At 36.3% G+C, this 10,684-nt stretch carries 13 protein-coding genes; 10 read left to right on the plus strand and 3 right to left on the minus strand.

The window, feature by feature from the left end; translation table 11 throughout:
- On the plus strand, positions 1–481 hold a 481-nt coding region (locus F3H01_RS09275; protein ID WP_188116375.1), incomplete at its 5' end, for a hypothetical protein.
- Between the two features lie 192 nt (positions 482–673).
- The gene (locus tag F3H01_RS08845) at positions 674–931 is read left to right on the plus strand and encodes a hypothetical protein (protein WP_199906720.1); all 258 of its coding nucleotides are present in this window, start codon (positions 674–676) and stop codon (positions 929–931) included.
- 71 nt (positions 932–1,002) lie between these two features.
- On the opposite strand, the gene F3H01_RS08850 is transcribed toward F3H01_RS08845, so the two are convergent.
- Positions 1,003–2,040, minus strand: a complete 1,038-nt coding sequence (locus tag F3H01_RS08850) for a 3'-5' exonuclease (RefSeq protein ID WP_149725529.1) — start codon at positions 2,038–2,040, stop codon at positions 1,003–1,005.
- A 63-nt stretch (positions 2,041–2,103) separates the two neighbouring features.
- Between F3H01_RS08850 and waaC the strand changes: the two genes are divergently transcribed.
- Genes waaC through F3H01_RS08890 form a run of 8 tightly spaced genes read left to right on the plus strand, consistent with a single transcriptional unit; the run spans position 2,104 to position 8,901 of the window.
- Positions 2,104–3,078: a lipopolysaccharide heptosyltransferase I gene (gene waaC, locus F3H01_RS08855; protein WP_149725530.1), complete on the plus strand. Its 975-nt coding sequence runs from the start codon at positions 2,104–2,106 to the stop codon at positions 3,076–3,078.
- Complete coding sequence (locus F3H01_RS08860; protein WP_149725531.1) at positions 3,071–3,964, plus strand: lipid A biosynthesis lauroyl acyltransferase; 894 nt, start codon at positions 3,071–3,073, stop codon at positions 3,962–3,964. The genes waaC and F3H01_RS08860 overlap by 8 nt, the downstream gene beginning before the upstream one ends.
- Positions 3,958–4,662: a glycosyltransferase family 2 protein gene (locus F3H01_RS08865; protein ID WP_149725532.1), complete on the plus strand. Its 705-nt coding sequence runs from the start codon at positions 3,958–3,960 to the stop codon at positions 4,660–4,662. Before F3H01_RS08860 ends, F3H01_RS08865 begins: the two co-directional genes overlap by 7 nt.
- Positions 4,659–5,729 carry a putative lipopolysaccharide heptosyltransferase III gene (gene rfaQ / locus F3H01_RS08870; protein ID WP_149725533.1) on the plus strand — a complete coding sequence of 357 codons (1,071 nt, stop codon included), beginning with the start codon at positions 4,659–4,661 and terminating at the stop codon, positions 5,727–5,729. Before F3H01_RS08865 ends, rfaQ begins: the two co-directional genes overlap by 4 nt.
- Positions 5,726–6,799 (plus strand): glycosyltransferase family 4 protein, encoded by a 1,074-nt coding sequence (locus F3H01_RS08875; RefSeq protein WP_149725534.1) that lies wholly within the window; start codon positions 5,726–5,728, stop codon positions 6,797–6,799. Before rfaQ ends, F3H01_RS08875 begins: the two co-directional genes overlap by 4 nt.
- The gene (locus tag F3H01_RS08880) at positions 6,796–7,593 is read left to right on the plus strand and encodes a polysaccharide deacetylase family protein (RefSeq protein ID WP_149725535.1); all 798 of its coding nucleotides are present in this window, start codon (positions 6,796–6,798) and stop codon (positions 7,591–7,593) included. Before F3H01_RS08875 ends, F3H01_RS08880 begins: the two co-directional genes overlap by 4 nt.
- Positions 7,593–8,156, plus strand: coding sequence for a nucleoside/nucleotide kinase family protein (locus F3H01_RS08885; protein ID WP_149725536.1), 564 nt, complete (start codon positions 7,593–7,595; stop codon positions 8,154–8,156). Before F3H01_RS08880 ends, F3H01_RS08885 begins: the two co-directional genes overlap by 1 nt.
- Positions 8,116–8,901, plus strand: a complete 786-nt coding sequence (locus F3H01_RS08890; protein WP_103588495.1) for a glycosyltransferase family 25 protein — start codon at positions 8,116–8,118, stop codon at positions 8,899–8,901. Before F3H01_RS08885 ends, F3H01_RS08890 begins: the two co-directional genes overlap by 41 nt.
- A 9-nt stretch (positions 8,902–8,910) precedes the next feature.
- Here F3H01_RS08890 and F3H01_RS08895 read toward each other — a convergent pair whose 3' ends face one another.
- Both F3H01_RS08895 and F3H01_RS08900 read right to left on the minus strand, forming a co-directional pair.
- Positions 8,911–9,681, minus strand: coding sequence for a polysaccharide deacetylase family protein (locus F3H01_RS08895; protein ID WP_149725537.1), 771 nt, complete (start codon positions 9,679–9,681; stop codon positions 8,911–8,913).
- On the minus strand, positions 9,678–10,684 hold a 1,007-nt coding region (locus tag F3H01_RS08900; protein ID WP_149725538.1), incomplete at its 5' end, for a glycosyltransferase family 4 protein. The genes F3H01_RS08895 and F3H01_RS08900, both read right to left, overlap by 4 nt.

The following is a 10,684-nucleotide window of genomic DNA, read 5'->3' on the forward strand; positions in this document are numbered from 1 at the left end:
AGATGAAATACTAAATTTTAAATACAAAGACGCATCTAACTATTATTTTAAAATAGGTAGTGATAGCTATTCTGTAAAAATTTTACGTAATTATAACGACGACAATCTAGGTCGCGCGATAGATATAAAAGAGTGCGCGATTATTTACAAAAACAAGACAAAAAAATGGAGTTTTTGTTATGACGATATGTCTATGTGGAGCGTTACGGCTAGTGGTAATATAATTGAGTTTAAAGGCGGAACTCAAGACAGAGACGGAAATATAGTGGACTTTTATATACTTTTTAAAAAATTAGCCTCGGAATTTTATTTGTATGAGTACACTTGGAAATTTGGATATATAGATGAAACTACAAACGATGAAAAAATTAATAAAGTAGAAAATTACTACGTAGATCATGGTAAAAAGAATAGACTTTATATAAATCAAATCACTCCAAAAATTCTTAATGACATGAGAAAAAATTTTATGAAAAAATAAGCAGTAACTAGGTAATTTGAGTAACATATTAAAAAGTAAATATATTTATAGGACAAAATTTATATGTTTTTGAGCTCTTAATGTCTAGCAAAGCTACTATAAAACATTGAACTAAAAATTTGAACAAACAGAAAATAGTGGGGTAACGGTAACTTAGCAGTCATAGGTGACCCAATTATCATCAGAAATATTTTGCGAAAAGCAAATATAATAAAAGATTTTACTACAAATTCTGGTATCAAACTTGGCGACAAACAAGAGCAAATTTTAAAGAAGCTAGGTAAACCAAACGATCTACAAGAAGAAAATGCCACCTCTATCGTCACCTACATCACTGAGCAAAATGAAAGCAAACTCTTGCAAGAATTTGATATGCCACTCTACTACGAGAAATTCATCTTTTCTAATGGAGTTTTAAAAGAGTATGAATTTGGATTTGAATATCCGTGATATTCCGCGGATCAGGATATTAATTCCATAAAGTAGCAAAAGATATTTTACAGCCTAAAAGCGTAGAATTTCTACTCTTCGTCCAAATTTATTTCAGGTAGTTTCTCTTCGATAAAGCTCTTATCTTTTTTGACAGCTGACGCAACCTCACTAGCTTTTTTTAAAAGCCCATCAAGTCCTTGTCTTGCCAAACGCTCGTTTAGCTGCTCTGGCGTATCTTTTGTGCCGTCAAGATCACTAAAATCATCAAATTCATCGTAATCCTCACTTTCTTTTTGAACCTTGATCTCATAATCAAGCTTGCCATTAAGTCTAGCTAGCTCATCTTTTATGGCTTCGCAAAAGACTTCGGTATATCCCCTATGTGAGCAGTTTTTAGCCAAAAATTCACTCATCACGCTTAGATGATTTATGTAGTCATCTTGCAAGATATTTGCTTGTAAAAGCTCAAATTTTAAAAAGAGCCAGTAGGTATTAAGCACGTCACTTTCGCAGTATTCGTTGATCTTATCAAGCTCACCTGCATAGTAGAGCTCAAGCACTTGATCGCCGTGCACGTCGTACTTGCCAGGTAAATTTAAACTAGCACAAAGAGTATCGAGCTTTAGTCCTCTCACACTTCCAAAATCGCTTATAAAATCAAGCAAATCAAGGTGAAATTTAGGCGAATACCTTGCTCTATAATTTTCCCATTTGTTTTTGTTTAGCTCTTTGTTTTCGCTCTCGTAATACGCTGCCGCGTTTAGGTTGTAGCGCATCGCATGCACCATTAGCATCGGTAGGTCAAAACCCCTTCCATTAAAGCTAACAAGCCTTGGATTGTAGTCATTTATAAATTTTAAAAATTTAGCGATGATCTCGCGCTCGTCCCTGCCCTCCATCGTGCTAACTTTTAAAAATTTGCCGTACTCATCAGCAATTACCGCAGAGATCGCCACGACCCTATGAAACATCACAGGTAAAAACTCACTTCCACTAGCCTCTTTTTGTAAAGCCATCGCCTGGATACTCACATCTTCATCACTTCCGTCAATGCCATAAATTTTTCTTATCAAATTTGCATCGGGTATAGTCTCGCAGTCAAAGACACAGATGTAGCTTTTTGCCATTTTAGCCCTTTTTTAAGCATTTTTTCTTAAAATCATACCAAAAATTTATATCTAAAGTGATCAATGCAAAACAAAAATCAACTAAAAATAGCCATTGTAAAGCTATCAGCACTTGGTGACATTGTCCATGCGGCGATAGTGCTTCAGTTTATCAAAAAGCACTGCCCAAATGCTCACATCACATGGCTAGTTGATGCTCGTTTTGCAAGCCTTTTAAAAGATCATCCGCTTATCGACGAGCTAGTCGTTTTACCGCTTAAACAAAGCTTTAAACAAAGCTACAAGATACTAAAAACGCTTGGTAAATTTGACAAAGTGATCGATCTGCAAGGGCTTTTTAAATCAGCCGTCGTCGCAAAAATAATAGGCAAGCAAACTTATGGCTTTAGCAGAGAAAGTGTAAAAGAAAAGATCGCAGCCAGGCTTTATAGACATAAATTTAAAATTGATTACAACGAAAATATAATCATTAGAAATTTGGCACTTGTGGCTTTTGCTCTAAATTTTAGCTTTGAAGCAAGTGAAATTTTAGAAAAAGCGCCTTGCTTTGAAGCAAGTGAAATTTATAAAAACGAAAGTGGTAAAAAACGTGTTTTAATCGCTGCATTCGCAAGCGAAGAGAGCAAAATTTATAACAAATTTAAAGACGTGATTAGGCTACTTGAAGAGTGTGAAATTTACCTTTGCTACGGAAGTGAGAGCGAAAAAGTAAGAGCTGAGGCGATCATCTCAGGCACCTCAGCAAAGCTACTTGAAAAACTTAGCATAAAAGAGATGATAAGCTTCATTGCAAGCTGTGATTTAGTAATTGGCAACGATAGTGGTCTAACGCACCTTGCTTGGGCGATGAATAGGCCTTCTATCACGCTTTTTGGCAACCGTCCAAGCCACAGAAATGCTTACATCACGGATAAAAATTTAGTTATAGATATGGGCAAGCAAATAGACGCGAGAAGTATCGATAAAAACGACTTTTGCATAAGAGAAATTTTCCCAGAAACGGTTGCAAATTTTGCAAAAAGGCTACTAAATGGATAGGCTCTATCTGGCTGGCTTTTATATTTTAAAATTTTTTATATTTTTACTGCCTAGCTCACTTAGAGATTTGCTCGCTAAATTTTTAGCGTTTGCGTTTATGAAACTTAAAAAAAAGAGATTTCATATCGTTATGACAAATTTAAATCTTGCATTTGGTGAGTCAAAAACCAAGGAAGAGAAGCTTGTGATCGCCAAAAAATGCTACTACAACTTTGCAAAATATCTTGGTATAAATTTCATTCTAAATCAAAACACAACAAAACAAAAGGTACTTGAAAAGGTAGGCTTTAAAAACGAGTATCATCTACTTGAAGCGCTTAAGCTTGACCGCCCTATTATCGTTGCAACTGCGCATTTTGGGCAGTGGGAGCTTTTTAGTCTAGCGATGGCAGCTCGCTTTGGTGCAGTCTCAGTGCTTGGCAGAAAGCTTGATAGTAAAAGTATGGATAAAATTTTAAGTGCAAATAGATCGCAGTTTGATGTGGAGCTCATTGACAAAGATGGCGGCGCAAAAGATATTTTAAAAGCGCTAAAAGCTAGGCGAATAGTGGGAATTTTAGTCGATCAAAATACCGCTCCAAAAGATGGCATAAAGGTGAAATTCTTTGAAAAAGATGTGCTTCACACACCAGCTGCGAGCGTGCTAGCGCAAAAGACAAACGCACTAATAATTAATGCATTTATCTATCAAAAAGATGAAAGTATAAGCGAAATTTGTTTTTCGCCAGCCATTGATATAAATAAATTTGACAAAGAAGAGGCAGTGCAAAAAGTAACGCAAATGCAGTGCAGCGCGTGCGAAGAGATGGTTAGAGCAAGACCTGAGGAGTACTTTTGGTTTCACCAAAGGTTTAAGAGATTTTACGAAAATGAGTATAAATGCTAAGTATCGTCATCTTAACTTTCAACAGCCAAAAATATCTACAAGAAGTGCTAGAAAGTACAAATTTTGCTGATGAGGTCATCGTGGTTGATAGCGGCTCAAAAGATAGCACAAGGCAAATTTGTGATGGCTTTAGCAACGTGAGATTTCACGAGCAAGCTTGGCTGGGATTTGGCGCGCAAAAGCAAAAGGGCGTGGATCTAGCTAAAAATGAGTGGATCTTTGTGCTTGATAGTGATGAGGTAATCACGGACGAACTTAAAAACGAGATCATATATACACTAAAAGAGCCAAAATTTATGGCTTACAACGTAGCTAGGCTAAATTTTTTCTTTGGCAAAGCGATCAAAAATATGGGGCTCTATCCAGACTACACAATAAGACTTTTTAATAAAAATTTTGCCAAATTTGATGGCAGAGCCGTGCATGAAAAGGTCATTTTCAATGACGGCTCACAAAAGCTTGGAATGCTTAAAAATCACTTTTTACACTACGCGTATGAGAGTATCGAGCAGTTTATCTCCAAGCAAAATCGCTACTCAAGCATGGGCGCAAAAAGAAATTTACTAAAGGCGCTTACAAGCCCAGCTTGGACATTTTTTAAGCTTTACGTGCTAAAAGGTGGCTTTAAAGAGGGCTTTGCGGGCTATGTTATCGCTAGACTTTACGCTCAGTACACATTTTGGAAATATATAAAATGAAAATACTTGTAATTAAATTTAGAAACATCGGCGACGTGCTTTTAACCACGCCTCTTATTGAAAATTTGCACCATTATTACCCAGATGCAACCATCGACTTCGCCCTAAATAAAGGTACAGAAGCGATGATAGAAGGCAATCCTTATATAAATAAAATCCACATTTACGATAGGCAAAGTGCAAATTCTGGCTTTTTTAAAAAGCTAATTACCGAGCTAAAATTTATAAGAGCGATCAAAAAAGAGAAGTACGATATGGCGGTGCAAACGACCACTGGAGACCGCGGCGTCATCATCTCAAAATACGCAAAGATCAAAAAAATAGTAGGCTTTCTTGGCAAAAATCAATCAATAAATAAACTTCTAAATGTTAAAGCAAAATACTATGAAAATTTTTCACATACGATCGATCATAATCTAAACGCTTTAAGGGCTTTGGGATTTAAACCGGTTAGCAAAAAGGTGAGTGTATTTTCAGATGAGAGTGTGGAGCATCTAAATTTACCAAAACGCTTTGTTCATATGCATCTTACAAGCCGCTGGATGTTTAAATGCGCAAATGATGAGAGCATGGCAGAGCTCATTGACTACTGCGAAAATGAGCTTGGTGTAAAGGTCGTGCTAACAAGCGACAATAAAGAAAATGAACTTGAAAAGCTAGCAAGCGTACTAAAAATTTGCAAGAGTGAGCCCATAAATTTAGGTGGTAAGCTAAATTTGAAACAAACGATCGCCCTATCAAAGCATTCAAGCCTTTTTATCGGTGTTGATACCGCCATCATGCACATTGCCGCTGCAAATGATGTACCAGTCATAGCCTTTTTTGGTCCAAGTAATGCTTTTGAGTGGGGGCCTTGGGATAACTCACTCATGGAAAATGGATACACAGCGCAAAATGGCATCCAAAGCATGGGCAAGCACATCGTCTATCAAAAAGACTGGGACTTTGTGCCTTGCGACAAAGAAGGTATAAAAGAGCACGGTGTTGAGAATACTTTAATGGACTTTAGCGATGAGATGGGGCAGATAAAAGCAAAGATAAGATCAAATTTGGAGCTAGCGCAATGAATATCCTCCACACGCAGACACTTTTTAACTGGGGTGGCGAGCAAAATAAGACACTAAACGAGATGCGTTTTATGCGTGAGATGGGTCACAATGTCATACTTTTTTGCAACCCAAATTCTCAGATAGAAAGCATTGCAAAAGAAGAAGGCTTTAGTGTTATAGCACAAGAGATGAATAAGAAAAATTTTCATAAAAGCGTACCAGTACTTTGCGAAGCGGTAAGCTCGAACAAGATAGATATCGTGATCACACATGGCTCGACTGATAGCTGGGTTGGGGCCATAGCTGGGCTTTTTTACCGCAAAAGGGGCGTTAAATTTTACAAGGAAAGGCATAATCTTTTTCCTATAAAAGGCTTTCTTTCAAAACTAATGCACAAAAGACTATTTGATAAAATTTTATACATCTCAGATAGCGTCAAAGAGTATCTGCTAAGTATTGGCGTTAGAGAAGATGAGCTAGTTTTTATGCCAAGTACAGTCGATGTGGAGGCGATAGATGCTACAACAAGCACTTTTAGAGATGAGTTTCATATCGCCAAAAACGAGCTAGTCATCGGCACTTTTACCTCGCTTTACCGCAAGAAAGGTGTCTACGACTTCGCAAATGCAGCAAAAGAGATTTTAAAAGAGAAGGACGCCACAATAGTTTTTTCAGGAAATATCAGTGAAAGCATAAAAAATGCGATTGCCTCGATTTTTAGCAATAAAGATAAGATTATATTTACTGGTTTTAGAAAAGATGCGGCAAATATCATAAAAGGCTTTGATACCTATGTATTTGCCTCGCACTCTGAGGGGCTTGGTACGGTCTTACTTGAGGCGATGAGCTCAAAAGTACCTATAGTGGTCTATGATAATGCGCCGATGAACGTACTAGTTAAAGATAAAGAGCGTGGGCTTTGTGCTAAAAATTTAGATAAAGTTTCACTAAAAGAGTGTATTTTAGAGCTGATAGGCGAGCCTGAAAAAGCCAAAATTTACTCACAAAACGCCTTTAAATTTGTGGATGAAAACTTTAGCCATAAGGTGCTAAAAGAAGCTATTAAAAATTTACTGGAGCAAAAATGAACTACCCAGTTTGCGTGCTAACGATGCACCACTGTAATAACAATGAAAATGACTTTGCCATTAAACCAGAGCTATTTAAAAAGGCGCTTTTGATGGCGTTAGATGAGGGCTATAAATTTATAAATTATGCTCAGTTTAAAGATATAGCTAGTGGCCGAGCAAAAGCCTCTAAAAAGAATATTTTACTAACTTTTGATGATGGATATTTTGATAATTATAAATTTGCATTTCCCATCCTAAAAGAGTTAAAAATTCCAGCTGTTTGCTTTTTGATAACAGATAAGATCAAAGATTTTAAAAGGCAAGACTACGACTTTGCATTTAAAAAACATAAAGAGATCAATTATGATAAAGACGCGGAGTATTTTTTAAATTTAGACGAGATCAGGCAGATGCAAGAGAGCGGGCTTTTTGAGTTTGATAGCCATACAGCGAGCCACTTTTCTTGCAAAAGTAACGATGAAACAAAGTTAAGAGAGGAATTTTCAAGCTCGCTTACTAAAATAAAAGAGCTATTTCCTGAAAAACAAGAATTTGGCTTTTGCTTTCCAAAAGGGCACTTTAACGAGCTTTCACTAAAAGTTGTAAGAGAGTATTATGACTTTGCTTTTAGTGTGATAGATGGTGGATTTTGCGTAGGAGATGATAAATTTAAGATAAGACGCATAGATATATCAAACAATGCAAAAAGCGAGAGTGATTACATTTTTAGAGTTAAAAAGAAACTTTTTATCTATTCTACGCCAGTGCTAGGAAATTTATATTCAAATTTTAGAAATAGAGGCTATAAATAATGCTTGAAGCATTAAACGAGGCTTGTAAAGAAATTTTAAAAGATAAAAAACAAGTCTTAATCGCTCTTACTGGGCTTCACGGCAGTGGCAAAAGCACACTTGCAAAACAAATTAGAAAAAATGGATTTAAAAACTTTAAACCTTATCAAATCGCTGTAATCGATGATGATGTAATGAGTCTAAATTTATTTATAGCTCGTCCAAAGATAAAAATCAAAAGTGATCATCAAGATGAGTTAAAGCCATTTTTTAAATTTATCATGCCATTTGTAAAGGTTGTGATCTACGCAAGTGCCAACCCTCTTGCACGCATCAGCAAATGCGATATACTTTGTGTTTTAAATGCTGATGAAGAAGCTCGAATAGCCGGAATTTATAAGAGAAACTCCGGTGAAGATCCAGACAACACTCAAAAGCATATATACACAAATGAGCTTGATCTAGCAGGTCTTGAGTATAAATTTAAATTAGAGTTAAAATCGCCAATAAAGCGAAATATTTATAAAATCACTGGAGTAAAAAGTGAACTATCCTATCTATGTTATATCACTAAAAAGAGATGAAGAGCGTAGGCAAAATTTACAAAAACAATTTAACAGATATGATGAATTTAAAATAATAGACGCAGTTGATGCTAAAAATTTTAGCGTCAATGAGTACTACAAAGCCATGATAGATTGCCTACTAAAATCATGCGACGAAAAGTATAAATTTAAAATACCACCATTAGTAGCAACTCCGGGTGAGCTAGCCTGCACAATGTCACATATAAAAGCCTATGAGGATTTTTTACAAAGCGACGCGGAATTTACTTTAATATTAGAGGATGATGTTATTGGAAATGACGAACTAATAAATGAGGCCTTTTTGCTATGCAAAGATATAGGTAGGTATAGTATTTTGATATGCGGTGTGCAAGATGGTTTAAATAGTAGGTTTCGTGCTTTTGGTAAAAAAATAAAAGAAAATTTATATCTTATCTCACCATACTCATATAGTAGTATTTATAGGACAGCAGCCTATATCTTAACAAGAAAAAGTGCAAAATCTCTACTTGATTTTTATAAAGATGGTCTTTATGGGGCCGATAAATGGGAGGCTATTTTAAGAAATACTGAACTTAAAATGTACTTTAGCAATATCTTTTCTCATCCAGACGAGCTTAACAACTCTACTTTAGAGATGCAAAGAAAGCAAAAAGAGAAGATAAATTCTCTTTTTAAAAAATATAATAAAAATTTTTCATACAAGGTTTCAAGATTCTACGAGAAGCATATAGCCAAAAATGAGAAAATTTTTACCAAATGATTTAAACCACTAAGACCTTATAGCCGCGTAGATCGAGCCTAAAATATCATTTTGATATATAAACATAGTCTTTTTTAGCCACTTTTCATCACGTTTTGTAACAATGCGCTTTATCTCTTCAAGATTGCCATCAGCTTTATTAATGCCACGTTTTGTAGTGAAAAACGCGTTGTAACCGTGCTTTTTAGCAGTGCTTAGATACTCTTCGTTATATTTGCCACGCGGCCAGCAAAGTGCGTCGTCATCAAAGCCAAAATTTTTCTTCATAAATTCACGGCAAAGGCCAAATTCCTCGTCCAGACTAAGCTGCCCAAAGTAGCCATCAAAATGTCCATGCGTATGCGAGTGAAAATAAAAGCATTCCCTCATCTTCTCGATCTGCTCTAAATTTAATATCACATCTTGCGGCCTACTTGGAGCAAGCCTCTTGCACTCGTTGTGATCGACATTTAAAAAGCTAGCAGGCCTCATCTCGTGTGCCTTTTGTGCCGCTTCTATCCAGCCAGTAATTATAAAAATATTTGCCTTTAGCCCAAATTCCTTCACAATAGGATAGGCATAAATGTAGTTATCCATCCAACCATCATCAAATGTTATACAAACGCTCTTTTTTGGCACCTCGAGCTCGCCTTTTTTATAAGCGATAAACTCATTTATACTTAGCGTTTTATAGTCATTTTCAGCTAGAAATTTCATATGCGATTTAAACTCATCCACGCTACTAGCGATAAATCCGCTCTTTTTAAGCACGTGGTGATACATCAAAACTGGTACGCTCATTTTACAAGCTCCATATATAAATTTTGTGTGTTCTCTATCATTTTTTCGATACTAAATGTCTCTTTTACATACTCTCTGCCAAACTCGCCCATCTGTTTTCTTAAATTTTCATCCAAAATGAGCCTTTCAAGTACCTTTTTTAGCCCCTCTTTATCGCCATTTTGAAATAAAAATCCACTCTTTCCGTCGCTTACTGCCTCGCCAAGACCACCCACGTCGCTTCCGATTGTAGCTAGCTTACACGAAGACGCCTCAAGCAGCGCCCCACCGATCGCCTCCATGTCTGAAGGTAGCACACAGATATCAAGTGAGCCCAAAAAATCACTCACATCGGTTCTATTGCCGAGCATAAAGATATTTTTTTTATCTTTTATATACTCTTTTAGATTCTCATTTTGAGGACCGTCACCTACGATAAAGAGAGCTGACTTTTCTAAATTTAGCTCATCAAATGCATCGATTAAGAGCTTATGATTTTTAGCTGCCCTTAGCACTGCCACGATACAAACACCCACTACATCGTCACTTAGGCCAAATTCTTTTTTCATATTTATCTTAAATTCTGGTGTGTACTTTTGCGTATCAATGCCAGTGTAAATTTTTAGCACCTTCTCTTTTTTCACGCCTCTTTTGATAAGATCAGCGCAAACTGAGTCACACACGCCGACTACTTTTGTACTTAGATTATAAGGCAAAGGCGATGTTATGGGCAGCTGCAAATGCCTAGTGCGAACCACGCTAACGCCACAAATTTTGCCCACTATAGCGCCTATTGTGCCGTCTTTGCCCGAGTGAGTTGAGATGATTTTTATATTATTTTGCTTTACAAATTTGCAAATTTTTAAAATTTCAAAGATATTGAAAGACTTTTTGAGATTAAACTCAACGAATTCACACTCTATTTGCTTCTCAAAGCTTTTTGAGCCAGGATTTAGCCCATAAAAAACCTTAAATTTGCTCTTATCTAGTCCATTTATCACACGCTGTGTGCGGTGTTCCTGTC

Origin of the sequence: Campylobacter concisus, from assembly GCF_902460875.1 — a bacterium.
In the GTDB taxonomy this organism is placed as follows: Bacteria; Campylobacterota; Campylobacteria; order Campylobacterales; family Campylobacteraceae; genus Campylobacter_A; species Campylobacter_A concisus_AA.

Bases quoted from the DNA above. Each gene is read 5' to 3' on its own strand.
- F3H01_RS08885 (WP_149725536.1), top strand. From the start codon at position 7,593: ATGCTTGAAGCATTAAACGAGGCTTGTAAAGAAATTTTAAAAGATAAA.
- F3H01_RS08895 (WP_149725537.1), bottom strand. From the start codon at position 9,681: ATGAGCGTACCAGTTTTGATGTATCACCACGTGCTTAAAAAGAGCGGA.
- F3H01_RS08875 (WP_149725534.1), top strand. From the start codon at position 5,726: ATGAATATCCTCCACACGCAGACACTTTTTAACTGGGGTGGCGAGCAA.
- F3H01_RS08850 (WP_149725529.1), bottom strand. From the start codon at position 2,040: ATGGCAAAAAGCTACATCTGTGTCTTTGACTGCGAGACTATACCCGAT.
- waaC (WP_149725530.1), top strand. From the start codon at position 2,104: ATGCAAAACAAAAATCAACTAAAAATAGCCATTGTAAAGCTATCAGCA.
- F3H01_RS08860 (WP_149725531.1), top strand. From the start codon at position 3,071: ATGGATAGGCTCTATCTGGCTGGCTTTTATATTTTAAAATTTTTTATA.
- F3H01_RS08865 (WP_149725532.1), top strand. From the start codon at position 3,958: ATGCTAAGTATCGTCATCTTAACTTTCAACAGCCAAAAATATCTACAA.
- F3H01_RS08880 (WP_149725535.1), top strand. From the start codon at position 6,796: ATGAACTACCCAGTTTGCGTGCTAACGATGCACCACTGTAATAACAAT.
- rfaQ (WP_149725533.1), top strand. From the start codon at position 4,659: ATGAAAATACTTGTAATTAAATTTAGAAACATCGGCGACGTGCTTTTA.